This is a genomic window from Streptomyces sp. NPDC096132 (assembly GCF_044763345.1).
GTDB lineage: Bacteria > Actinomycetota > Actinomycetes > Streptomycetales > Streptomycetaceae > Streptomyces.
In genome coordinates this window covers 289,913-312,152 of record NZ_JBIWGA010000007.1, presented here as the reverse complement: position 1 = coordinate 312,152, position 22,240 = coordinate 289,913, and the positions used below count along the sequence as shown (strand labels likewise).

23 protein-coding genes are annotated in these 22,240 nt (G+C 71.0%); 4 read left to right on the top strand and 19 right to left on the bottom strand.

The window, feature by feature from the left end:
- The first annotated feature begins 25 nt into the window (after positions 1 to 25).
- On the top strand, positions 26 to 1,264 hold the full coding sequence (locus ACIRF9_RS19365; protein WP_242762007.1) for an ROK family transcriptional regulator: 1,239 nt from the start codon (positions 26 to 28) through the stop codon (positions 1,262 to 1,264).
- A gap of 50 nt (positions 1,265 to 1,314) precedes the next feature.
- On the opposite strand, the gene ACIRF9_RS19360 is transcribed toward ACIRF9_RS19365, so the two are convergent.
- Genes ACIRF9_RS19360 through ACIRF9_RS19320 form a run of 9 tightly spaced genes read right to left on the bottom strand, consistent with a single transcriptional unit; the run spans position 1,315 to position 9,370 of the window.
- The gene (locus ACIRF9_RS19360) at positions 1,315 to 1,710 is read right to left on the bottom strand and encodes an SRPBCC family protein (RefSeq protein ID WP_242762009.1); all 396 of its coding nucleotides are present in this window, start codon (positions 1,708 to 1,710) and stop codon (positions 1,315 to 1,317) included.
- Positions 1,711 to 1,748: 38 nt separating this feature from the next.
- Positions 1,749 to 3,209 carry an aldehyde dehydrogenase family protein gene (locus ACIRF9_RS19355; protein ID WP_403823238.1) on the bottom strand — a complete coding sequence of 487 codons (1,461 nt, stop codon included), beginning with the start codon at positions 3,207 to 3,209 and terminating at the stop codon, positions 1,749 to 1,751.
- Positions 3,210 to 3,252: 43 nt separating this feature from the next.
- The gene (locus ACIRF9_RS19350) at positions 3,253 to 4,038 is read right to left on the bottom strand and encodes an SDR family NAD(P)-dependent oxidoreductase (protein WP_403823235.1); all 786 of its coding nucleotides are present in this window, start codon (positions 4,036 to 4,038) and stop codon (positions 3,253 to 3,255) included.
- Between the two features lie 11 nt (positions 4,039 to 4,049).
- Positions 4,050 to 4,898, bottom strand: a complete 849-nt coding sequence (locus ACIRF9_RS19345; protein WP_403823232.1) for a fumarylacetoacetate hydrolase family protein — start codon at positions 4,896 to 4,898, stop codon at positions 4,050 to 4,052.
- Positions 4,895 to 5,767 carry a fumarylacetoacetate hydrolase family protein gene (locus ACIRF9_RS19340; protein WP_403823228.1) on the bottom strand — a complete coding sequence of 291 codons (873 nt, stop codon included), beginning with the start codon at positions 5,765 to 5,767 and terminating at the stop codon, positions 4,895 to 4,897. Before ACIRF9_RS19340 ends, ACIRF9_RS19345 begins: the two co-directional genes overlap by 4 nt.
- 45 nt (positions 5,768 to 5,812) lie before the next feature.
- On the bottom strand, positions 5,813 to 6,391 hold the full coding sequence (locus ACIRF9_RS19335) for a carboxymuconolactone decarboxylase family protein (protein WP_403823225.1): 579 nt from the start codon (positions 6,389 to 6,391) through the stop codon (positions 5,813 to 5,815).
- Positions 6,392 to 6,423: 32 nt separating this feature from the next.
- Positions 6,424 to 7,182 carry an SDR family NAD(P)-dependent oxidoreductase gene (locus ACIRF9_RS19330; RefSeq protein ID WP_403823222.1) on the bottom strand — a complete coding sequence of 253 codons (759 nt, stop codon included), beginning with the start codon at positions 7,180 to 7,182 and terminating at the stop codon, positions 6,424 to 6,426.
- Positions 7,179 to 7,823 carry an MBL fold metallo-hydrolase gene (locus tag ACIRF9_RS19325; protein WP_403823219.1) on the bottom strand — a complete coding sequence of 215 codons (645 nt, stop codon included), beginning with the start codon at positions 7,821 to 7,823 and terminating at the stop codon, positions 7,179 to 7,181. Before ACIRF9_RS19325 ends, ACIRF9_RS19330 begins: the two co-directional genes overlap by 4 nt.
- An 8-nt stretch (positions 7,824 to 7,831) precedes the next feature.
- Positions 7,832 to 9,370: a carotenoid oxygenase family protein gene (locus ACIRF9_RS19320; RefSeq protein WP_403823216.1), complete on the bottom strand. Its 1,539-nt coding sequence runs from the start codon at positions 9,368 to 9,370 to the stop codon at positions 7,832 to 7,834.
- A gap of 206 nt (positions 9,371 to 9,576) precedes the next feature.
- On the opposite strand from ACIRF9_RS19320, the gene ACIRF9_RS19315 reads away from it, so the two are divergent.
- Together ACIRF9_RS19315 and ACIRF9_RS19310 are read left to right on the top strand one after the other, a co-directional pair.
- Positions 9,577 to 10,524, top strand: coding sequence for a LysR family transcriptional regulator (locus ACIRF9_RS19315; RefSeq protein WP_403823213.1), 948 nt, complete (start codon positions 9,577 to 9,579; stop codon positions 10,522 to 10,524).
- Positions 10,525 to 10,741: 217 nt separating this feature from the next.
- The gene (locus ACIRF9_RS19310) at positions 10,742 to 11,968 is read left to right on the top strand and encodes an MFS transporter (RefSeq protein WP_403823210.1); all 1,227 of its coding nucleotides are present in this window, start codon (positions 10,742 to 10,744) and stop codon (positions 11,966 to 11,968) included.
- A gap of 94 nt (positions 11,969 to 12,062) precedes the next feature.
- On the opposite strand, the gene ACIRF9_RS19305 is transcribed toward ACIRF9_RS19310, so the two are convergent.
- From ACIRF9_RS19305 to ACIRF9_RS19260, 10 genes are all read right to left on the bottom strand, one after another.
- On the bottom strand, positions 12,063 to 12,713 hold the full coding sequence (locus ACIRF9_RS19305) for a CoA transferase subunit B (RefSeq protein WP_403823207.1): 651 nt from the start codon (positions 12,711 to 12,713) through the stop codon (positions 12,063 to 12,065).
- A complete protein-coding gene (locus ACIRF9_RS19300) occupies positions 12,713 to 13,468 on the bottom strand; it encodes a CoA transferase subunit A (protein ID WP_403823205.1) in 756 nt (251 codons plus the stop codon). The genes ACIRF9_RS19305 and ACIRF9_RS19300 overlap by 1 nt, the downstream gene beginning before the upstream one ends.
- A 14-nt stretch (positions 13,469 to 13,482) precedes the next feature.
- Complete coding sequence (locus ACIRF9_RS19295; RefSeq protein WP_403823202.1) at positions 13,483 to 14,262, bottom strand: SDR family NAD(P)-dependent oxidoreductase; 780 nt, start codon at positions 14,260 to 14,262, stop codon at positions 13,483 to 13,485.
- Positions 14,259 to 15,011: an SDR family NAD(P)-dependent oxidoreductase gene (locus ACIRF9_RS19290; RefSeq protein ID WP_403823200.1), complete on the bottom strand. Its 753-nt coding sequence runs from the start codon at positions 15,009 to 15,011 to the stop codon at positions 14,259 to 14,261. Before ACIRF9_RS19290 ends, ACIRF9_RS19295 begins: the two co-directional genes overlap by 4 nt.
- Positions 15,008 to 15,979: a fumarylacetoacetate hydrolase family protein gene (locus ACIRF9_RS19285; RefSeq protein WP_403823197.1), complete on the bottom strand. Its 972-nt coding sequence runs from the start codon at positions 15,977 to 15,979 to the stop codon at positions 15,008 to 15,010. The genes ACIRF9_RS19290 and ACIRF9_RS19285 overlap by 4 nt, the downstream gene beginning before the upstream one ends.
- Positions 15,980 to 16,096: 117 nt before the next feature.
- The gene (locus ACIRF9_RS19280; RefSeq protein ID WP_403823194.1) at positions 16,097 to 17,029 is read right to left on the bottom strand and encodes a VOC family protein; all 933 of its coding nucleotides are present in this window, start codon (positions 17,027 to 17,029) and stop codon (positions 16,097 to 16,099) included.
- Between the two features lie 4 nt (positions 17,030 to 17,033).
- Positions 17,034 to 18,032 carry an amidohydrolase family protein gene (locus tag ACIRF9_RS19275; protein ID WP_403823191.1) on the bottom strand — a complete coding sequence of 333 codons (999 nt, stop codon included), beginning with the start codon at positions 18,030 to 18,032 and terminating at the stop codon, positions 17,034 to 17,036.
- Positions 18,029 to 19,153: an FAD-dependent oxidoreductase gene (locus ACIRF9_RS19270; protein ID WP_403823188.1), complete on the bottom strand. Its 1,125-nt coding sequence runs from the start codon at positions 19,151 to 19,153 to the stop codon at positions 18,029 to 18,031. The genes ACIRF9_RS19275 and ACIRF9_RS19270 overlap by 4 nt, the downstream gene beginning before the upstream one ends.
- A 23-nt stretch (positions 19,154 to 19,176) precedes the next feature.
- Positions 19,177 to 20,133 (bottom strand): cyclase family protein, encoded by a 957-nt coding sequence (locus ACIRF9_RS19265; protein ID WP_403823185.1) that lies wholly within the window; start codon positions 20,131 to 20,133, stop codon positions 19,177 to 19,179.
- Positions 20,130 to 21,125: a fumarylacetoacetate hydrolase family protein gene (locus tag ACIRF9_RS19260; protein WP_403823181.1), complete on the bottom strand. Its 996-nt coding sequence runs from the start codon at positions 21,123 to 21,125 to the stop codon at positions 20,130 to 20,132. Before ACIRF9_RS19260 ends, ACIRF9_RS19265 begins: the two co-directional genes overlap by 4 nt.
- 130 nt (positions 21,126 to 21,255) lie before the next feature.
- On the opposite strand from ACIRF9_RS19260, the gene ACIRF9_RS19255 reads away from it, so the two are divergent.
- Positions 21,256 to 22,191: a LysR family transcriptional regulator gene (locus tag ACIRF9_RS19255; RefSeq protein WP_242762046.1), complete on the top strand. Its 936-nt coding sequence runs from the start codon at positions 21,256 to 21,258 to the stop codon at positions 22,189 to 22,191.
- The last annotated feature ends 49 nt before the right edge of the window (positions 22,192 to 22,240 follow it).

The following is a 22,240-nucleotide window of genomic DNA, read 5'->3' as shown; positions in this document are numbered from 1 at the left end:
GTCCCGAGCAGGCAGAATCAATGACGTGAACAGCCCCGCCGATTCCGCGGCCGTCCGCCGCGGCAACCTCTCCCTCGTCCTGCGCCACATCGCGGCACACGGCCCTTGTGCCCGTACGGAGATCGCCGCCGCCACCGGCCTGGTGCACGCCACGGTGACCGCTCTGGTCGCCGACCTCATGACGCGCGGCCTGGTGGAAGAGGTGGGCGTTACCGCGTCGGGCAGCCGCGGCCGGCCGCGCCGACTCCTGCACCTGGTGGCGGAGCGGGTGCGGATCGTCGCCGCCCATGTGACCTGGGGGGACATCCGGCTGGTCACGGCCGGGGTCACGGGCGAGCTGATCGACGCCGGGCGGGCTCGGCACCCCGGTCCCTTCGGGCCCCCCGAACCGATGGCCGACGCCATCGCCACCGCCGTCACGGAGGCGGTCTCCCCCGGCCCGGACGTGCATCTGGGCCGGCTGGTGATCGCCATGTCCGGGCCGGTCACTTCCGGACGCGCGAAGGCACCGACCGAGGGAGTCGGTTGGCACGCGCCCACGCTCGGCGCCCTCGTCGCCGAACGGCTGCCCGGCCTGTCCTGCCCCGTCGAGGTGGTCAACGACGCCGACCTGGCGGCGCTGGCCGAGTACCACGCTCTGAGGCTGCCGGGGACGGAGGGGCCCAGCACCGTCGCCTACGTCAAGTCCGACTCCGGAGTCGGTGGTGGCCTGCTCATCAACGGCCGTATCCACCAGGGCAGTCACGGTCTGGGCGGCGAGGTCGCGCACTTGCCCGTCTCGCTCGACGGGCCCAGGTGCAGATGCGGCGCTCACGGCTGTCTGACCGCGTATGTGAGCACCCACGCGGTTCTGGAGTCGGCCGGTCTCGGCAGGGAGTCCGTGCCCGAAGGCATCGACGCGGCACTCGCCGAACTCGGCCGACGCCTGCGTGCCGGGGAACCTCGCGCCCTCGCCACCCTCGACCAGGCCGGTCACGCTCTCGGCGCGGCGATCCAGTCCATCGTCGGGCTGACGGACGCCGAGGAGATCATCCTCGGCGGCCATCTCACCGACTGGATTCCTTGGCTCACCCCGGGCATCGACACCCGGCTCGCCGCACGACGGCGCGCGTTCCCCACCCTCCCGATCGCTGTCACACCGGGTGTTCTGGGTGCCCGGGCCGCACTCCACGGTGCGGTGCAGACCGGCCGTGACCGCGTCCTCGCCGACCCCGCCGAGGTGCCCCCGTGCCGGGCGCGACCGAGCCAGGCACACCCCGTATGACGGGCTCCGACACGGCCGCACACCGACGACGCCGACAGCCGCGTCCTGTTTCAGGGACGTGCGGCGAAGTACCGCGCGATGCCCGCGATTCCCTCACCGACGGCCCGTTCGACGATCGGTGCCAGGTTCTGCGGAAGGATCTCCTGGCTGTAGACCACACGTGAACCGTCTCCGTCGGGGAGTACGTCGATGGTGCCGAGGTGGTACTCGATCGGCGACGGCAGACCCTCGACGAACCGGTACTGGAAGCGCCGGAGTTCGTCGTTCTTCGTCACCACGAGGGCCTTCAGCGTGCCCTCGGGTGTGCGCAGGTGGCGGTACTCCCCGTCGAAGCGGGCCTCCAGGACGGCGGGAAACCAGTCCGGGATCGTGCGGACATCGGTGAGCACGGTCCAGACCCGGTCAGGGTCCTGCTCGACCCGGGTGTCGAAACGCAGCGTTGCCATGTGTTCTCCTCCGCCTTGTCGGCGCCTGCCTCGAACGGTCAGAAGGGGTAGTGCGGTTGCTCGGTGGAGAGGGTGATCCAGCGGGTGTTGGAGAAGGCCTCGATGCCCCAGCGTCCGCCGAAGCGGCCGTAGCCGGAGGCCGCGAAGCCGCCGAAGGGGGCCTGCGGTTCGTCCGCCACGGACTGGTCGTTCACGTGCACGATGCCGGTGCGGATGCGGTGGGCCACCTTCAGGCCGTGGGTGGCGTTCTCGGTGAGAACGCCGCAACTGAGGCCGTGCTCGGTGTCGTTGGCCAACCGCACGGCCTCGTCGTCGTCCGCGAACGGCCTGATGACGACAACGGGCCCGAAGGCCTCGCCGTGATGCAGGGCCGCGTCCTCGGGAAGTTCCGCCAGGACGGTCGCCGGGTGCAGCGCGCCCTCCGGCGCGCCACCGCCGGTGAGCACGCGCGCGCCCTTCTCGACCGCGTCCGCGACCAGGGCGGCCACTCGGTGGGCGGCGGCCTCGTTCACCAGCGGTCCGATGACGGTGGTGGACAGGCCCGGGTCCCCGCTCGGCAGGTCGGCGATCTTCGCGGTGAAGCGGCGGGTGAACTCCTGTGCGAGGGACTCGTGCACCAGGACGCGGTCGGCGCACATGCAGATCTGGCCGGAGTTCATGAACGCGGCGAAGGCGGCGGCGTTCACGGCGTGGTCGAGGTCGGCGTCCTCCAGCACGATCACCGAGTTCTTGCCGCCGAGTTCGAGCACGGCCGGCTTGAGATGCTGTGCGGCGAGGGTGCCGATGAGCTGTCCGACGCCGGTCGAGCCGGTGAAGTTGACGGCGCGGACACGCGGGTCCGCTACCAGCGTCTCGGCGATCGCGGCGGCGTCCTCCTTGTCGTTGGTGATGACGTTGAGGACGCCGTCGGGGAGTCCGGCGTCGCGCAGTACGTCGGCGACGAACAGACCGCAGGAGATCGGGGCGTCCTCGCTGGCCTTGACCACGACGGTGTTCCCCGCCGCCAGCGCGGCGGCGACCGCTCGCGTGCCCAGGATGACCGGCGCGTTCCACGGCGCGAAGGCGGCGACCACGCCGAGCGGTTCGCGCACGGCCATGCTGAGGCCGCCGGGCTCCTGGGTGGCCAGCACGTCCCCGCGCGGTGCGGTGATCGCGGCGGCGGCCTCGCGCAGCATGTTCGCGGCCAGCGTGACGTTGAACAGTGCCCAGCCCCGGGTGCCGCCCACCTCCCCCGCCATCAGCCCCACGGCCTGCTCACCGCGCCGGTCCATGAGGTCCGCCGCGTCCAGGAAGATCTTCCGCCGGGCGTACGGCGCGAACGCGGACCACTCGGCGAAGGCGGCGTCCGCCGCGTCCACCGCCGCCCGTACGTCCTGCGGCCCGGCGGCCGCGACCGTGGCGTACGGTTCGCCGGTCCACGGGTTGATGTCGGCCGTGGACCGGCCCGAGGCGGCGGGAATCTCCTTGCCGCCGATCAGCAGGTTCCGGTGGAGGGGCATGGGTCGTCCGCCTTTTGTGTCGGGTCGGGCCGGCAGCGCCTGCTCAGGCGCCGATCATGTTGAAGCCGCCGTCGGCGTTGAGGTAGACGCCGGTCATGTGGGCGGCGTCGTCGGTGGCGAGGAAGAGGGCGGTGCCGGCGAGTTCGGCGGGGCCCGGGATACGGCCGAGCGGGGTCTTGGAGATCAGTTCCTCACGGCGGCCGGACCGCCAGTCCTCGCGGCTGAGGAGACGCTCGGTCTCGATGAACCCGGGCGCGAAGGTGTTGACCCGCACGGTCGGCGCGAAGGCCTGGGCGTAGGACTTGGTGACGCCGAGGAGGCCGTACTTCGCGGCGGCGTACTGAGGCGCCCGCGCGCTGCCGCGGACGATCACGGTGGAGCCGATGTTGACGATCGAGCCGTGGCCCTGGTCCAGCATCCGGGAGCCGAACTCGTGGACGCACAGCATGGTGCCCTTGATGTCCACGGCGAGGACGTGGTCGATGGACTCCTCGGTGACGTCCCGCCAGGACATCTGGTCGGCCGCCACGTCACCGACGTTGTTGACCAGCACGTCCAGGGTGCCGAACCGGTCGAACACCTCCTCGGCCATGCGGATGACGTCGGCGTGGACGGCGATGTCGGCCTGGACGGTGAACGCCTCGCCGCCGACGTCCTTGATGCGGGCGACGGTCCGGTCGGCTCCGGCGGCGGAGCTGCGGTAGTGGACGGCGACCCGGGCGCCCTCCTGGGCGGCCCGGACGGCGATCTCCGCGCCGTAGCCGGTGCCCGCGCCGGTGACGAGGACGGAGCGCCCTTCGAAGCGGCGGGGCATGGGCTGTGGTGCCATGAGAGGTCCCTTCAGAGGTGTGCGGGGGTGAAGCGCTGACGGAGCTCGCCGATGCCCTCGACACGGCTGACGAGTTCGTCGTCCGGGGTGAGGTAGCGGGGCGGGTCCATGCGGTTGCCGACGCCGGCCGGGGTGCCGGTGAAGATCAGGTCGCCGGGGAACAGGGGCACAACGGCCGAGAGGCGGGCGACGAGGTCCGGCACCGGGAAGATCATGGACTTGGTGCGGTCGTGCTGGACGACCTTCCCGTTGAGCAGCCCGGTGATCTCCAGGTCGTCCGGGTCGTCGAACTCGTCCGGGGTGACGAGCACCGGGCCGGTGGGCCCGAAGCCGGGGAAGGACTTGCCCAGGCTGAACTGAGCAGGTATCCCCCGGAGTTGGGACACCCGCTCGGACAGGTCCTGACCGACGGTGAGTCCGGCGACGGCGTCCCAGGCGCGGTCCTCGCTCACCCGGTACGTCTCCCGGCCGATCACCGCGACGAGTTCGACCTCCCAGTCGACCTTGCCCGGCGGAAGGGGGACGGTGGTGTGCGGGCCGGTGACGCACGCCGGGAACTTGGTGAAGACCAGCGGCTCTTCGGGCGGGGTGTATCCGGCTTCGGCCGCGTGCGGCGGGTAGTTGAGGGCGACCGCGAACACCTGGCGGGGGCGGGGCACGGGCGCGCCGAGAGCACCCGGATCGACAGGAATGTCGTACGCGGTGTCGGCCAGTCCGGCCGCCCAGTCACGCGCTTCCTGCCACCGCTCCAGCAGAGCCATCGGGTCGGCGGGCAACCCGCCCCGCGAAACCGCGCCGACATCCACGGCCCGGTCGCCACGGACCAGCACGGCACGGCCGTCGACGACTGCGAGCCTCACCAGTCCACCTTCTTCGGTACGGGCGTGCCGTGCCCTTCCTGCCAGCTGACGATCGGAGTGCGCAGGACGCCGAGGCGTTCGACCTCGGCCTCGACGACATCGCCGGGCTTGAGGTACATGTCCGGGTCGCCGCTGAAGCCGGCCACGCCCTGGACGGTGCCGGTGGTGATCAGGTCGCCGGCGCTGTATCCCTGCGGGGAGTGGTATGCGACCAGGTGCGGGATGGAGACCGACATCCGGTTGGTGTTGGACTTCTGCCGGACCACGCCGTTGACGCGCAGTTCCATGTCCAGGTTGTGCGGGTCGGGGATCTCGTCGGCGGTGACGATGTAGGGGCCGACAGGGCAGAAGGTGTCGATGGCCTTGCAGAAGGAGAAGACGCCGGACTCCATCTCGCGGCGCTGGATGTCGCGGGCGGTGATGTCGTTGAAGACGACGTAGCCGGCGATGTGGTCGGGGGCGTCGTCCACGCCGAAGAACTTGCCCGGCTTGCCGATGACGACGGCGATCTCCAGCTCGTAGTCCAGTTCGCTGGTCAGGTGCTCCGGGTGGATCACCGGTTCCTCGGGGCCGACGATCGCGTCGACGTTCTGGAAGAAGACGATGCCCTTGTGCATGGGGTGCGACCAGTCGACGTTCTTCGACTCGTCCTCGTGCTCACGGAAGTTGCCGGAGGTGTGGAAGAACTTCTTCGGCACGATCGGCGCCCGCAGCCGCACGTCGTCCAGCGACAACCGCTCGCCGGTCTCGGTGACCCGGCCGTCGCGCTCGAAGTACTCACGTGTCGAACCGACGTTCAGCGGAAGAACGAGCCGTTCCTCCAGCTCCAGCCGGCCTACGCGTCCGTCGTCGAAGGTGATCAGTTTCATGATGTGCCGCTTTCGGATGGAGGGGTGGGGTGTTCTACGGGTGTTCTACGGGCGTTCTGCGGGGCGCTCTCCGGCGAAGACCCGCAGCTGGAGGGCGAGCAGGGAGTAGTAGCCGACCAGGGTGGTGAGTTCGAACAGGCCTCGCTCGCCCCACGCGGCCACCGTGTCGTCGTACTCCCGGTCGCTCAACGCGCCGGTGCGCGTCAGTGCGGCGGTCGCCCGCAGAGCGGTCCGCTCGGCCGGGTCCGCCAGCTCCGGCAGTCCGCCCTCGCGCAGGGTGTCCAGCTCGGGCTCGGTCAGGCCGCATGTCCTTCCGACCGCCTCGTGGGCCTCCCGCTCGAAGGCGCTGCCCCAGGCGGCGGCGACGACCAGGATGGCCATCTCGCGTACCCGGTCGGTGAGGACCGACTCGTAGCGCACGGCCGCCCCGACCGCCTGGACGACGAGCCCGACGGGCGGGCTGAGCAGCATGGCGTTGAACGGGCCGCGCAACCGGCCCTCCTCGTCGGTGAGGGAGAACGCCTGCGGTCCCGACGCCCGTCGGCCGCCGACGATGGCGCGGTAGACCTCGGTCTGTCGCTCGTTCAGTTCGCCGGGCAGCAGACCGGCGAGGCGTGCGCTCATGCGCGTTTCCCTTCAGGGCGGTCGACGGGTCGTCAGACGAGGGTGCGGCCGCCGTCGACGTACAGCACCTGGCCGGTGACGAACGACGCGCGGGCCGAGGCGAGGAAGAGCACGGCGCCAACCACGTCCTGCGGGGTGCCCAGGCGCCCGGCGGGGACCAGGCTCGTCATCTCCTCGCGCATCCCCGGCTTGGCCAGGTAGGCGCTGGTCAGCTCGGTCTCGGTGTAGCCCGGGCCCACGGCGTTGACGGTGACGCCGTCGGGGGCCCATTCCCGGGCCATTACCTTGACCAGCTGGTCCAGGCCGCCCTTCGAGGCCGCGTAGGGGGCGTGGTGCTTGTGCGCGAGCAGGGAGGAGACGGAGGAGAAGAACACCATGCTGCCCCGGCCGGCCTCGCGCATCAGCCGGCCCGCGGCACGACCGGTCCAGAAGGCGCTGGACAGGTTCAGGGTCAGGATGCGGTCCCACACCTCGTCGGGTGTCTCCAGCACGGGACGGCGGTCGTTCGTCCCCACGGCGTGCACCAGCACGTCCAGGCCGCCCAGTTCACGGGCCGCCGTCGTGACGGCCTCCTCGCACGCGGCGGACGAGGACAGGTCCGCGGTGAGGGTCCGTATCCCGGCAGCCGCAAGGGCCGGATCCTCGCGCAGGGCCTTGAGCCTGGTCTCGTCGGCGTCGACGACCATGAGCCGTGCTCCGGTCTCCGCCAGCCCCCGTACGCACACGGCGCCCAGTCCCCCGGCCCCGACGACGAGCGCCCGGCGCTCCTCGAAACCCAGCCATCCCGTCATGTGAGCTCCCTTCCGGCTCCGGCCGCCACCCGCAGGTAGTCGGTCGCGAAGTCTCGTACACCTGCCGTGAGCAGGCTGTCCGTCAGCGCGTTGCCGCCCTCGCTGAGGCCGCCGTCGTGGATCGACAGAGCGTGCCGGGGCTTGATCTCCCGGACGTAGTCGATGATTTCGCCGGTCTTGGACCACGGGCCGTGGACCGGCACCAGCAGCGTGTCCACCGGGCGGGTGGGCACGGTGAACGCGTCGCCCGGGTGGAAGACGGCGCCGTGTACGAGGAAGCCGACGTTGGTGACGCGGGGCAGATCGGGGTGGGTGGGCGCGTGCAGTTCGCCGTGCGCTTCGACTCCGATGCCCTCGATGTCGAAGGAGTCCCCGTCCCCGACGACGGTGACCCGGCCGCCGCCGAGCCCGTCGAGCCGGGCCGCCACCGAGCGGTCCGCCCAGATCCGCAGGGCGGGATCGGCCTCGGCCGCCGCGCGGAGCACGGGCTCGGCGAAGTGGTCCACGTGCTCGTGGGTCACCAGCACCGCGTCGGCGCCGGCGAGCGCGTGCGGGTCGGAGTAGACGCCGGGGTCGATGACGATGACGACGCCGTCGCACTCCAGCCGGACGCAGGCGTGGCCGTACCGGGTCAGTCGCATCGGCCCGCTCACCGGCCCAGCTCGCTGTCGGGGACCCAGGTGCCGTGGAAGCCGTAGCGGAGCCGGAACGGGATCTTCACCGTGGCGACGGGACCGGCGGCGATGTCGAGGGCGTCGAGGACGACCAGGTCGTGCCGGTTCTGGTCGCGACGGCCGACCAGCACCAGCAGGTAGCCCTCGCCCTCGCCGGAGTCGCCCGCCTTGGGGACGAACACCGGCTCCTCCGGCGCGGCGTGCTCACCCGGCGTCCAGAAGACCGACTCGCCGGTGTGGTCGTCGCGGTGGATGAGAGAGTTGAACGGCGGGCCCATCGGGCCGATCTCGACCTTCGGTACGTCGGGGTGCATGCCGCCGATCCAGGCGTGGCGGTTCTTCTCCATCAGGATGCGCGGGTCGACGCGGGGCATGTCGCCGGGTGAGGCGATGAGCTGCTCGCTGCGGTAGGTGTCGGTGGCGTCGTCCCAGTGCGCGGCGCCGCCCCTGAGGTCGAACGTCCAGCGGTGCAGGAACGGCGGCTGTTCGGGCAGGAGGCCGACGGTCGTCTTCGGGAACTGGGAGAACCAGCCGGACTTCGTCGTGAAGTGGTCGGCGACGAGGGTGTCGCCGTCCGTCCAGGCGTTCAGCGAGTGGGTCTCCATGAGCTGTTCGCTGCGGAACCACTTGATGCCGCGCACGCCCTCGTCACGGGGGATGATCGCGACGTACGTCCCCTGGTTCGGGTCCCAGACGAAGTACTGCTCCTCCCGCTTCAGCTGCTCCGGGTCGGCGACCATCGGCGAGATGGTGAACACGAAGTGGTCCCGGGTGACCAGCCAGTCGTGCACCATCGAGGAGTACGGCACCTCGAAGGTCTGCGAGCGGGTGACCTTGCCGGAGGCCGAGATCTCGTGGATGTGGATCTGCTTGTCCGGAAGACCGGTCGCGTTGTAGGCGAAGGCGATCAGCTCGCCGGTGCGCGGGTCGTGCTTGGGGTGGGCGGTGAAGGTGCGGCCCGGGATCTGGCCGTCGAAGTCGTAGATCCCCTTCGTCTCCAGCGTCACCGGGTCCAGCTCGTACGGGAGGGCCGCCTCCTTGAGGGCGAGCAGCTTGCCGGCGTGCCAGATGATCGAGGTGTTGGCGTTGCCGTCGTCGATGCCGGCCACGGACGGGTCGTCGGTGTACGGGTTGCGGTAGGCGCCGAACAGGGCCTTGCGGGCGGCGCGTTCGAGTTCGAAGCGCTTGGTGCGGACGTACTTGGTCTTGAGGTCGGCGTGGCCATTCTCGAACCGCACCATGTGGATCATGCCGTCGCCGTTGATGTACACGTCGTTCGGGAACCGCGGCGGGTACTGGGTGTCGGCGGCGGCACGGTAGAACGCGCCGTTCAGCTCCGGCGGGAGGCGGCCCTCGATCTCCAGGTCGTAGACGTCCGCCTCGATCCGCGACGGCGCGAAGAATCCCCGGAACTTCGGGGTGTCCGGCCACGTCATGGTCTCCGGCGGCGGCTGGGTCCCCACGGGCCGCTGCCCGGGTGTCCCGCTGGACTGCGTCGTTGCAGTGGTAGCCATGGCTCTCTCCCCTGTGGCAAGGTTGGATCAAGCGAAGAATGTGATGGATGCCGGCGGGCGACAGTTCCCTGACCGCGAGAGCGACCTCGCGAATCCTGCTGAATCCGCCGAAGAGCCAGCGTCGATCGGCTCGTTCCGACCATGATGTCCCCGGCGCATCTCGGGTGTCCAACAGTGAAACATGCACGAAATGATCGGAGTCTTCGATGGATCTGCGGCAGATGGAGTACGCGGTGGCCATCGCCGACGAGCTCAACTTCACGCGCGCCGCGGCCCGCTGCCGCATCGGCCAGTCCGGGCTCAGCCACCAGGTCACCCAGCTCGAACGCGAGCTGGGAGCCCGGCTGTTCGAGCGGACCAGCCGCAGCGTCCGGCTGACGCCCGCCGGGCAGACCTTCGTCGCCTGCGCGCGGCGCGTCCTCACGGCGGTGCAGGAGATGCAGGCGGAGATCGCCTCACTGGACGGACCCGTGCGCGGACGGCTGCGCGTCGGCTCGGTCACCCTGACGGCCGGGAACATCGACCAGCTCGGCCTGCTGCGGGAGTACCAGGAGGCCTACCCCGCGGTCGAGGTCACCGTGTCCGATGCGGACGGAGTGGAGTCCGCCGCCCAGCTCCTGACCGGCGAACTGGAGATCGCTGTGATCGCCCTGCACGAACACCAGTTGCCCGCCGGCATCGCGCACCACCTGCTGAGCCTGGTGCCGCTCGTGGCCGTGGTGGGCCGGCAGCACCGGCTGCGCGGGACCGGCGTGACGCACCTGGGCGACCTGGCCGACGAGCGCTTCCTCGACTGCGGACCGGACACCGGACTGCGCGCCCAGGTGGACGCCGCGTTCGAGCGGGCCCGCGCCCGCCGCCGGGGGGTCTGCGCGTTGCGCAGTGCCGGAGACCTCGCCTCGCTGGCGTTCGAGGGCATCGGAGTCACCGTCGTGCCCCGCCCGGTCGCCGACGCCATCGTCCCCGCCGACCACGCCGACTGTGTGCTGCGCCTCGACGACCCGCAGGCACTGCAACCGCTCGCCCTCGCCCATCGCGACCCGGCCCCGACCTCACCCGCCGCCCAGGCGTTCCTGCGGCTCGCCCTCGCCCGGCTCCCCGGGCAGGGACTGCCCGCACTGGACGCGGACCCGGGCGGCGCCGCAGCCGAGTGACGGAGCGACAAGGCATCCAGCGGCTGGATGGAAGCCTGCGGAGAGTTCGATCACTCGGGGGGTAGGCGGCGCCCAGAGCATGGCCCATAGTCATGCGGGTTCCTGACGCCCGATGTTCCGGGCGCATTCGCTTCGGGTGCGGCGCCGCCCCGCGATGTGGCACGGCCACGGCGACGGCTCGGCCGCGCCCTCACCGTCGCCCTCGTGGAGGTCTCCCATGCCCGCGTTCACTTCGCCACCCGTGTCGTCCGACGGCGCCGCCGTCCACGGCACAGGGCCGCTCCCCGAAGGCGTCGGCGAGCGCAGGGGGGTATGGCTCCTGATGGCTGGCAGTTGTCTGCCCATCCTCGGCGCCGTGCTGCTCGCTCCGGTACTGCCGAAGATGCAGGAGCACTTCGCGGCGGCGCCCGGTGCCATGGTGCTGATCCCGATGGTCCTGACGATCCCCGCGCTCGCGCTCGCTCTGACGGCTCCCGTCGCCGGCGTCGTCATCGACCGGCTGGGACGCGGGCGCCTGCTCGTCGTCATGTCCACCCTGTACGCGCTGTTCGGCACCGCGCCCCTGTGGCTGGACTCGCTTGATGCCATCGTGGTCAGTCGCGCCTGTCTCGGCGTGACCGAGGCCTTCATCATGACCTCCTGCACCACCCTGATCGGCGACCACTCCACAGGCCGGGCACGCCACCGCCACCTGGCCCTGCAGACGGTCTGCGTCTCCGCCTCCGCCACCGCCTTCTTCGTACTCGGCGGCGCCCTCGGCTCCGCCGACTGGCGTACCCCGTTCTGGCTCTACGCGGTCGGGCTCCTCTTCGCCCCCGCGACGGCCGTGTTCCTGTCCCGGACCGAACCGGGTGCGGCCATGGAGAACACCACCGCCCTCGAAGCCCGGCCGCTCCCCGCGCTCCGCCTGACCGGCATCTGCCTGCTGTCGGTTCTCGGCGCCCTCGTCTTCTACACCGTCCCGGTGAAGACGGCCTTCCTGCTTAACGGCCTGGGCGTGAGATCCAGCGAGCTCATCGGCATCGTCACGGCGATCGCCAGCGCCGCGACCGTCGCCGGCTGCGTCCTCTTCGCTTCGCTGACGGGCCGGCCGGGGCGCAGACTGCCCGCCGTGTTCGCCGTGTGCGGAGCCGGATGCGCGCTGATGGCCGTGGCCCAGAACCCCCTGGTCCTCGTCGTCGGCGCGATCCTCAACTGCGTCGGCACCGGCTTCCTGCTGCCCTCACTGGTCACCTGGGCCATGTCCGGACTCTCCTACGGCAACCGCGGTCGCGGGACCGGCCTGTGGATCGCGTCCTTCTTCCTCGGACAGTTCATGTGTCCACTCGCCCTGTCCGCCGCCGAGTCCGCCACCGGCAGCCTCGCCACCGCCGTCGGCTTCCTCGGCCTCGCCTCCCTGCTCACGGCGGCCGGACTGCTGCCCCTCGTCCGCCGGACGGCGTGATCGCGGGAGATGCCACAGGCCTGAACACAGACGTTCGGGGCCCGCTCATCGGCAACAGGCCGGGGAGCGGGCCCCGAGGGCGTCCGAACCGGCGTCAGCAGGCGGCAGTCACCGCGTCGGTGTGCAGGGGGGCGTCGGTGCGGGCGGTGATGTCCTCGATGGTCACGCCCGGGGCGGTCTCGACGAGGGCGAGGCCGCCGGACGTGACGTCGAGGACACCGAGGTCGGTGATGATCCGGTGCACGCAGACCTCACCGGTCAGGGGCAGGGTGCACGCGCGAAGGATCTTCGGGGTGCCGTCCTTGGCCGTGTGGTCCATCAGCACGATGACCCGGCGCGCGCCGTGGACGAGGTCCATCGCGCCGCCCATCCCCTTGACCATCTTGCCGGGGATCATCCAGTTGGCGAGATCGCCGTTCTGCGAGACCTGCATGGCCCCGAGGACGGCGGTGTCGATGTGGCCGCCGCGGATCATGCCGAAGGACAGCGCCGAGTCGAAGAACGCGGCACCCGGCAGCACGGTGACCGTCTCCTTGCCCGCGTTGATGAGGTCGGGGTCGACCTGTCCCTCCGTCGGATAGGGGCCGGTGCCGAGGATGCCGTTCTCGGAGTGCAGGACGACCCGTACTCCGGGCGGGAGGTGACCGGGGATCAGGGTGGGCAGGCCGATGCCGAGGTTGACGTAGGAGCCGTCGGTGAGTTCGGCGGCGGCGCGGGCGGCCATCTGGTCGCGGGTCCAGGACATCAGGAACGTACCGTCCTCTTCTCTATCTGCTTGTCCGCGGCCTGCTCGGCCGTCAGCTCCACCACCCGCTGGACGTAGATGCCCGGCAGATGCACCTCGTCGGGGCTCAACTCGCCCGGTTCGACGAGCTCTTCGACCTCGGCGATCGTGACGTGTCCGGCCATCGCGGCGAGCGGGTTGAAGTTCGCGGCGGCCTTCCGGAAGACGAGGTTGCCGTGCCGGTCGCCGCGCCAGGCCCGGACGAGGGCGAAGTCGGTGGTGATGCCGTGCTCCAGGACATGTGGGCGGCCCGCGAACTCGCGGGTCTCCTTGGGTGGGGAGGCGACCGCGACCGAGCCGTCCTCGGCGTACCGCCAGGGCAGACCGCCCTTGGCCACCTGCGTCCCCACGCCCGCCGGGGTGTAGAAGCCGGGGATGCCGGCACCGCCGGCGCGCAGCCGCTCGGCGAGCGTGCCCTGCGGAACCAGTTCCACCTCCAGTTCCCCGGACAGGTACTGGCGGGCGAACTCCTTGTTCTCCCCGACATAACTGCCCGTCACCCGGGTGATACGCCCGGCGGCCAGCAGCACGCCGAGGCCGCGGCCGTCGACGCCGCAGTTGTTCGAGACGACGGACAGGGCGGTGGCGCCCTGCTCGTGCAGGGCCCGGATGAGGGTTTCCGGGACCCCGCTGAGACCGAAGCCTCCGACCGCGAGCGAGGCGCCGTCGCGGATGTCCGCGACCGCCTCGGCCGCGCTGGAACTGACTTTGTCCATGGGGGAAGTGCCTTTCAGCCGGCGGCGCCGGGGAGGACGGACGACCAGCCGCCGTCGACGACGAGGTTGGCGCCGGTGATGTACGAGGCCTCGTCGGAGGCCAGGAAGACGGCCGCGTTGACCACCTCGTCGGGCAGCCCGACACGACCGAGCGGGATATGGCGTGCGATGGTGCGCATCGGGTGATCGGCGGCGAGCAGGTCGCCGCGCGTGGCCTCGGTGTCGATCATTCCGGGGCTGACGCAGTTGGCGCGGATGCCGTACGGGGCTCCCTCGGCAGCGAGTTGGCGGGTCAGGGCGATCACCGCGCCCTTGGAGGCCGAGTGGGCGGTACGAGCGTTGGTGAGGGAGCCGGTGAGGCCGGCCGTCGAACCGACGGTGAGGATGCAGCCGCGGCTCGCGACCAGGTGCGGCCAGGCGATGCTCGCCGCCAGCCACACCGAGTCCAGCTCCGCGCGCATGGTGAACGCGAAGTCCGTGTACGGCTGTTCGTCCACCGCGCCGAACCGGACGGCGCCGGCGTTGGTGTACAGGATGTCGATCCCGCCGAAGGCGACGACCGCCTCCGCCACCCAGGCCCGCACGGACTCCTCGCTGGTGACGTCCAGCGGGATCGGGGTGAGGGCGGTGCCGCCCGCCTCCCCGACGAGCCGCTGTGTCTCCAGGGCGCCCTCGTGCAGCAGGTCACCGCCCACGACGATCGCGCCCTCGGCCGCGAACCGCAGCGCCGCCGCCCGCCCCTGACCACGGGCCGTACCCGAGATCAGGGCCACCTTCCCTTCGAGCCGTCTCATGCGACCCCGTCCCGCAGCGCGTCCGAGATGGACTTGACGCCGCCGTGCGCGGTGAGGCCGCCGTCCACGGGGATCTCGGCGCCGGTGATGAAGGAGGCGTCGTCGGACAGCAGGAACACCACCAGCGGCGTGATCTCGTCCACCGTGCCGGTGCGGCCGAGCGGCGTCTCACGGATGTTGGCCTCACGGAAGGCGGGGTGCGCGGAGGCGGTCATCTCGGTCTCGATGAAGCCGGGATGGATGGTGTTGACGCGGATGCCGCGCGGGCCCAGCTCCGTGGCCGCCGCCTTCGACAGACCGCGCAGGGCCCATTTGCTGGCCGTGTACGCGACCGGGTAGTGGCCGGTGAGCGCGGCGGCGGAGCCGACGTTGACGATCGACGAGCCCGGCGGCATCAGCGGGGCGAGGTGCTGGATACCGAGGAGCGGGCCGGTGACGTTGACGGCGTGGACGCGGTCGAAGTCCTCGGGGCGTACGTCGCCGACGCGGGCGCGCCAGGTGATGCCCGCGTTGTTGACCAGGCCGTGGACCTGTCCGTACGACTCCCCCAGCTCGGCGGCGAGTTCGGCCCACTCCTTGTCGCTGGTGACGTCGAGCCGACGACAGCCGGGCGCGTCCGTCACGTCGGCGGCGATCACTCGGGCGCCCTGGCGGGTCAGCGCCTCGGCCTCGGCCGCACCCTGGCCGCGGGCCGCGCCCGTGACGACGACGACCTTGCCGAGCAGCCGCTTGGGGTACAGGTCGGTCACGGCCGCTCCCGGGTGCGACGGCGGGCGGTCGGCAACCGCACCGGGTCGACGCCGGCGACCACGGCGTTGGAGACGGTGCCGATGCCCTCGACGGTGAGGGTGACGGTGTCGCCGGGCTTGAGGGGCGGCGGGTCCTGACGGCCCCGTACACCCCACAGCTCCGCCAGGCAGCCGCCGTTGCCGCACGTGCCCGAACCGAGCACGTCGCCGGGGCGGACGACGGTGCCGCGTGAGGCGTAGGCGACCATTTCCTCGAAGGTCCAGCTCATGTTGGACAGCAGGTCCTTGCCGATGACCTCGCCGTTGACCTCGGCGGTCAGCGCGAGCCGCAGGAAGCCGTCCGCGTCCCGGTACGGCTCCAGCTCGTCGGCGGTGACCAGGTACGGCCCGAGGGTGGCGGCCGTGTCCTTGCCCTTGCACGGGCCGAGGCGGACCTGCATCTCGCGGGACTGGAGATCGCGTGCGGACCAGTCGTTGAAGACCGTGTAGCCGACGATGTGGTCTCGGGCCTGCTCAGGGGTGAGGTCACGCCCCTCCCGGCCGATGACGGCGGCGACCTCCAGCTCGAAGTCGAGCACGGCGCTGCCCGGCGGCACCGGCACGTCGTCGTGCGCGCCGATGATGGCGTACGGGTTGGTGAAGTAGAAGGTCGGGGCGTCGTACCACGCGTCGGGTACTCCGCCCACGCCGTCCACGGACCGCCGTACGCCCTCGACGTGCTCCTCGAAGGTGACGAAGTCCCGGACGGTCGGGGGCGCCAGCGGCGGCAGCAGACGCACCTCGGACACATGAGGTCCTGCCGGTACGTCAAGGGTGGCGGCACCGGCGGCGAGCAAGGCGGCGAGGCCGCCGCCGGAGCCGATCAGTTCCGTGAGCGAGCGCGCTCCGGGGAGCGGGTACAGGGTGCCGTCCTCCTCGACGACGGCGACACGGCGTTGGTGCTGGTGTTCGTAGGTGGCGAAACGCATGTGCGGCTCCAGGCTCCGACGGGTGTCGGACAGGCGTCGGCAGAAGGGGGACCGGGGACACGGTGTGGACAGTCAGGGCAGTTGACAGGGCCGCCGTGTCCCCGGAACTCGGGGGGATCAGACCGGCGGGGCGACGAACACGCCGCGGTCGACGTCGTTGAACGACTCCCTGGCCACCAGTTCGTTCATCGCGTTGGCGGTGCCCCACTGGTCGGTGACCTCGGGCTGGGAGAAGTCGTAGACGTGGGGGTGCCAGGTGTCCTCGTCCAGCACCTCCAGCTCCGTCGTGTACTCGACGGTGTTGCCCTGCGGATCCAGGAAGTACGTGAACGTGTTGTCACCCGCCAGGTGGCGGCCCGGGCCCCACAGTTTGCGGGCGCCGGAACGGATCACCCGGCCGGAGCCGCGCATGTACTCGTCGAAGCCGCGCATCTCGAAGGAGATGTGGTGCAGGGCGGTGTGCGGGCCCTGGGCGATGGCCATGGAGTGGTGCTGGTTGCTGATCCGCATGAAGTGCATGGCCTCACCCATCTTCGGATGCATGAGGGTGTCGGAGAGGCGGAAGCCCAGGTGGCTCTCGTACCACTCCCTGGTGCGGTTCAGGTCCGGGGAGTTGAGGACGACGTGGGACAGCTTGACCGGGATCGCCTCCTTCTCCTCGATCCTGCGGTGCTGCCTGACCTCGACGTCCGCCGAGACCTCGATGGTGCGGCCGTCGACGTCGAAGAAGCGGAAGCCGTAACCGCCGCCGGGCGTCTCGACCTTGCCCGGTTGGGAGGTCAACTGGACGCCACCCGCGAGCAGTTGCTCGGCGAGCGTGTCCACGTCCGTCGCCGAAGCGGCACCGTAGGAGACGAGGTCCAGGCGCTTCTCGTCGGCTTTGCGCAGCCGGACCACGTACTGCTCCGGTGAGCCCTCGGCCGCCAGGAAGGAGATCCCGGAGTCCTCGGCGACCTTGGTCAGGCCCCAGACGCCGGCGTAGAAGTCGAGCTGCTTGTCGTAGTCGGGCACGGCGAGGTCGACGTGGCGCAGATGAGTGAGCAGGCGCATGAGGTCAGTCCTTCCGGAGGAGGGCGGCGGCGTTGCCGCCCCGTACGGCGTGGAAGTCGGGGTCGGGGAGCCGGGCCGCGCGCAGGGCGCCGACGGGGTCCTCGGTGCCCATGTCGAAGGGGAAGTCGGAGCCGAGCACGACCCGGTCGGCGCCGACGACCCGGATCAATTCCCGCAGCACGTGCGGGTCGTGGACGAGGGAGTCGAACCAGATCCGCTTCAGATAGCTGCTCGGCAGGTGGGCGCAGCCGGCGCCCGCGTCGGGGCGCGCCGACCAGGCGTGGTCGGAGCGGCCGATGTGGGTGGGCAGGTAGCCGCCGCCGTGCGCGGCGATCAGCCTCAGGCCGGGGTGGCGGTCCAGCACGCCGGAGAAGATGAGGTGGGACAGCGCGACGGCGTTCTCCGTGGGCTGGCCGACGACGTTGGACAGGTACCACTGGTCCAGGCGCTCGTCGAGGGTGCAGCCGAAGGGGTGCAGGAAGAGGAGTGCGCCGGTCGTCTCGGCCAGGGCCCACAGGGGGGCGTAGGCGGGGTCGGACAGTTCCCTGCCGGGAGCGTGCGACGAGATCTCCACTCCCGCCAGGCCCTGCTCCAGGGCGTGGGCGAGGGCTCGAACGGCCTGCTCGGGATGTTGCAGCGGCACGAGTCCCAGCCCGCGCAGCCGGTCCGGCGCCTGTGCGCAGTGCGCGGCGGTCGCCTCGTTGGCGAGCCGGTACACCTTCTCAGCCGTCTCCTCGTCCGCCCAGTAGTGGTAGTGCGACGGGGACGGGCTGACCAGCTGGATGTCCACGCCCTGGGCGTCCATCGCGGCCAGCCGTACGGAGACGTCCGTCAGCCGTGGGATCCGCTCGCGGATCATGGGGCCGTTGACGGCCAGGGAGGCCGGGCCGCCCCGCCGGGCGTCCAGCGCCTTGGCCTCGGCCAGGGCGGGCAGACCGGCCACGAGGGCCTCGACCTCGGGGAGCAGGACGTGCGCGTGCACATCGACGGTGGGTCCCGTCACGGCAGTTCCTTGAGGGCGGTCATGGTGGTGCCCATCAGGCCGGCCACGTCACCGGCTTCGCCGTCCAGCTGCCACTGCCCGATCCGCACCGACGCCTCGACGACCATGCGGACCCGGTCCACGCGCCGCTCGTAGTAGTCCATGAGCAGCCGCTCGTCCCACACGGCCGCGCTGGTCAGCATCTGGGACAGCACCCAGGCGTCCTCCAGGGACATCGCCGCGCCCTGCGCCATGGTGGGCGGGCAGCAGTGCGCGGCGTCGCCGACGAGGACGACGCGGGCCCGGTGCCAGGAGCCCTCGACCAGCAGCCGGTCGAACCAGGTGTAGTTCACCTGCGTCGGATCGGTGATCGACTCGCGGATCTCGTCCCAGGCGCCGCCGTAGCCCTCGGCGAGCCGGCGCATCTCGTCCGCGTAGGACTCGGGCGGGATGGTGGCGCGGTCGCGGTTGGGCTCCACCAGGTAGGCGTAGAGGGTGTCCTTGCTGGTGGGGGTGTAGCCGGCGATGTAGCAGGGTCCGCCGTGGGCCAGGTCGCTGCGTTCCACGCCGGCCGGGCGGGGCGCCGGGACACGCCAGATGGCCATGCCGGTCGGTTCGGGTTTCGCGTCGATGCCGATGGCGGCGCGGGTCGTGGAGCTGAGGCCGTCGGCGGCCACGACGAGGTCGTAGCGCCCCTCGGTGCCGTCGCTGAAGCGTACGGCGACCCCGGTGTCGTCCTGGGCGACGATCTCGGCGGTGGTGCCGAGCCGGACGTGGGCGCCGGACGCCCGCACGGCGTCGATGAGGACGCGCTGGAGGACCGGGCGTTGCATGCCCAGGGTGGCCGGGAGGTCGTCGCCGCCGGTGCGGATGTCCTCGCTGACGTGGAGAACGGTGCCGTCGGGCGTGGTCAGCCCGAGGGAGTCGAAACCGAAGCCGTGCGCGCGGACGTCGTCCCAGACACCGAGTTCGCGCAGCACGCGCAGGGCGTTGCCCTGGAGGGTGATGCCGGAGCCGCGCACGTTCCAGTCCGGCTTGACCTCGACGAGGTCGACCTCGATGCCCGCACGGCGCAGCAGCACGGTGATGGCGTTGCCGGAGGTGCCCCCTCCGATGACCAGGACGCTCTTCTGCCTTGCCATGGCCAACTCCTTTGTTGGACGGGTCACTTGACGGCGACCGGGTTGACGGGGGAGCCGACGGCTCCGGTGATGGGAAGGGGTGCGGCGGTCAGCCAGAACGCGTACACGCCGTCGGCCGCGCAGTCGGCGGCGAGTGCGTCCGGGTCCCACATCTCGCCGATGAGCAGGCCGATGTGCGGGATGGCGACCTGGTGCAGCGGCTGGAAGGCGTGCTCGAACTCGTTGGGCCGGACCTCGAAGCCCCAGGTGTCGGTGGCGATCGCGGCGATCTCGCTGCGGTGCAGCCAGCCGGCCGTCGCGAAGGACAGGCCCGGCGAGTCGCCGCCCGCGTAGTCGCCCCAGCCCTCGCGGCGCGCGCGGGCCAGCCGCCCGGTGCGGACGACGACGATGTCCCCGTGGCCGACGGTCACGCCGTGGGCCTCGGCGGTCGCGGTCAGGTGCTCCTCGGTGATCGCGAAGCCGTCCGGCAGTTCGCCGTCCTCGCCGATGACTCGGCCGACGTCCAGGAGGACTCCGCGTCCGGCGACGTACGGCGCCATGTGCTCGATGCCGGTGACCAGGTCGCCGTCGGAGGTGACGACCTTCTCGGCCCGGCGCCCGTTCCAGGCGTTGCCGTGGTCGAAGATGTGGCCGAGCCCGTCCCACTGCGTCGAGCACTGGAGCGGCATCGCGATCACGTCGTCCGCGCCACCGATACCGTGCGGAAAGCCCTGATTGCCGAGGGCCGCGTCGGTGCCGGTGTCCAGCATGGTGTGCACCGGGTTGGTGCGCCGCCGCCAGCCCTTCTGCGGGCCGTTCATGTCGAAGCGCTGGGAGAGCGAGAAGCTCACCCCCCGGCGGACCAGGGCGGCGCCCTCGCGGCGCTTGGCCTCGTCGAGGAAGTTGAGGGTGCCGAGGACGTCGTCCGCACCCCAACGCCCCCAGTTCGAGAACTCCTTGGCGGCCTCGGCGATCGCGCCCTCGGGATCGCGCCGGTTCACGACCCCTCCTTGACACAGCGTGTGCGCTGGGCGCCCAGCCCCGTGATCGACCCGTCCATCACATCGCCGTCCCGCAGCAACCGGCCCCAGTGCATGCCGTTTCCGGCCGGGGAACCCGTCAACACCAGGTCGCCGGGAAGAAGTTGAGACGTCTGCGAGGCGTACGACACGATCCGCGCGACGCTGAAGAGCATGTCCTTGGTCGACTCGTCCTGCATCGTCTCGCCGTTGAGCTTCAGCGTGACCCGCAGATCGCCGGGATCGGCGAGTGAGGAGGCGGGCACGGTCCACGGGCCGAGCGGGGTGAAGCCGGGCGCGTTCTTGGAGCGCAGCCAGTCGGTGCCGATGGCCTTCATGTCCCGGCGGAAGACGGTGGCACGGTCGGTGAGGTCGTTGGCGATCGTGTACCCGGCCACGTACTCCAGCGCCTCCTCGACCCCGACCTGGTAGGCGGGCCGGGAGATCACAGCCGCCAACTCCAGCTCCCAGTCCGGCTGTTCGGCCCACGAGGGGAGGACGACGTCGTCGTACGGGCCGGTGATCGCGCTCGGCAGTCCGATGAAGACGTACGGCAGGTCCTCGGCGGCCCGGCGGTCCATGACCTCGGCGATCTCGGCGCGGGCCTCCTCGACCGTGCGCGGGTCGTCGGGGGCGCGGTGGGCGACCTCCAGGTCGATCACGTGCTGCCGGTAGTTCGCACCGGACTGGAAGACCTGCCGGGGTTCCACGGGAGCGTGCACCCGCAGACCGTCGAGCGGCTGCCAGGCGTCGCCGGTGGCGTCAGCCGCCAGGGCGCGCAGTCGCGGAAGGAACTCGTCCCAGTGCTCGAAGATCCCCCGGGCCGTCAGGGCAGGGTTCTCAAGGCCCGTACGAAGGTCCAGCACGCGCCCCCCGGGGACCACCAGACCAGGGAAGGGCGCCTGGTCAGGGGCGGAGAGGGTGCCAAGGGCGAAGGGTCCGGAGAAGGACGCCGAAAGGGCTGCGGGTTTCACGGAAATGTCCTCCAGATTGCGGTGGGACCAATGTGCACGCCACCCAGTAATCTGGGAAATAGATTCTTTGAATATTGATCATCTGCCGAACAAATGCATCTGTCTCGTGCGGCTCAACTCTGGAGGCGTCGTGTCCCTCTCCGGCCTCGATCTCAACCTCGTTCTGTCCCTGCGAGCCCTTCTGGAAGAACGCAACGTCACCCGCGCCGGGCAACGCGTCGGGCTGAGCCAGCCCGCGATGAGCGCGGCACTGGCCCGGCTGCGCCGCCACTTCGACGACGAACTGCTCGCCCGTGCCGGCAAGCAGTACGAGCTGACCGCACTCGGCCGCGCGCTCCTCGACCGCACGGCGACGGCCTGCGACCTGCTGGAGCGGGTCTTCACCAGCAGGGCCGACTTCCTCCCCGGCAGCGAGGAGCGCGAGTTCACCCTGTTCGCCTCCGACTACGCCGTCGCCGTGTTCGGGGCCGAACTCGCCCGGACCGTGCACGCCGAGGCCCCCGGGGTGCGGCTGCGTTTCCTGCGGCCGCCGACCGATGTCATGGAGGACACCGCCACGCCGCTCAGCACGGCGGACGGGCTGCTGATGCCGCGCGGTGTCATCAGCGGCTTCCCGGCGGTGGAGCTGTTCACCGACCGCTGGGCGTTCCTCGTCGCCGACACCAACGACGAGGTCGGCGACCGGCTGACCATGGACGACCTGGCACGTCTGCCCTGGGTCAGCTACCAGCGCACCTACGACGCTCCGGCCGCCCGACAGCTGAGCATGCTCGGCATCGACCCCCACGTCGAGGTCTCCGTCGACACCTTTCAGGTGCTGCCGTTCCTGGTCGCCGGCACCCGACGGATCGCCCTGGTGCAGCACCGGCTCGCCGAGCGGCTGAGGGGGGTGGCCGCCGTACGGATCATGGAGCCGCCTTACCAGACGGTTCCTGTCCAGGAGACTCTGTGGTGGCACCCGGTACACACGCACGACGCCGCCCACATCTGGCTGCGTGAGACAGCCGCCCGCGTGGGAACGGCGCTGGCGACGTCCGAGCCCGCCGGATCACCGCCGTCGCACTGACGCAGGCGCCGATGACAACCGAGCATCCAAGACATCGATGATCCACATC

Coding starts and splice junctions, on each gene's coding strand:
- ACIRF9_RS19360 (WP_242762009.1), bottom strand. CDS start 1,710: ATGGCAACGCTGCGTTTCGACACCCGGGTCGAGCAGGACCCTGACCGG.
- ACIRF9_RS19355 (WP_403823238.1), bottom strand. CDS start 3,209: ATGCCCCTCCACCGGAACCTGCTGATCGGCGGCAAGGAGATTCCCGCC.
- ACIRF9_RS19350 (WP_403823235.1), bottom strand. CDS start 4,038: ATGGCACCACAGCCCATGCCCCGCCGCTTCGAAGGGCGCTCCGTCCTC.
- ACIRF9_RS19340 (WP_403823228.1), bottom strand. CDS start 5,767: ATGAAACTGATCACCTTCGACGACGGACGCGTAGGCCGGCTGGAGCTG.
- ACIRF9_RS19335 (WP_403823225.1), bottom strand. CDS start 6,391: ATGAGCGCACGCCTCGCCGGTCTGCTGCCCGGCGAACTGAACGAGCGA.
- ACIRF9_RS19330 (WP_403823222.1), bottom strand. CDS start 7,182: ATGACGGGATGGCTGGGTTTCGAGGAGCGCCGGGCGCTCGTCGTCGGG.
- ACIRF9_RS19325 (WP_403823219.1), bottom strand. CDS start 7,823: ATGCGACTGACCCGGTACGGCCACGCCTGCGTCCGGCTGGAGTGCGAC.
- ACIRF9_RS19320 (WP_403823216.1), bottom strand. CDS start 9,370: ATGGCTACCACTGCAACGACGCAGTCCAGCGGGACACCCGGGCAGCGG.
- ACIRF9_RS19315 (WP_403823213.1), top strand. CDS start 9,577: ATGGATCTGCGGCAGATGGAGTACGCGGTGGCCATCGCCGACGAGCTC.
- ACIRF9_RS19310 (WP_403823210.1), top strand. CDS start 10,742: ATGCCCGCGTTCACTTCGCCACCCGTGTCGTCCGACGGCGCCGCCGTC.
- ACIRF9_RS19305 (WP_403823207.1), bottom strand. CDS start 12,713: ATGTCCTGGACCCGCGACCAGATGGCCGCCCGCGCCGCCGCCGAACTC.
- ACIRF9_RS19300 (WP_403823205.1), bottom strand. CDS start 13,468: ATGGACAAAGTCAGTTCCAGCGCGGCCGAGGCGGTCGCGGACATCCGC.
- ACIRF9_RS19295 (WP_403823202.1), bottom strand. CDS start 14,262: ATGAGACGGCTCGAAGGGAAGGTGGCCCTGATCTCGGGTACGGCCCGT.
- ACIRF9_RS19285 (WP_403823197.1), bottom strand. CDS start 15,979: ATGCGTTTCGCCACCTACGAACACCAGCACCAACGCCGTGTCGCCGTC.
- ACIRF9_RS19280 (WP_403823194.1), bottom strand. CDS start 17,029: ATGCGCCTGCTCACTCATCTGCGCCACGTCGACCTCGCCGTGCCCGAC.
- ACIRF9_RS19270 (WP_403823188.1), bottom strand. CDS start 19,153: ATGGCAAGGCAGAAGAGCGTCCTGGTCATCGGAGGGGGCACCTCCGGC.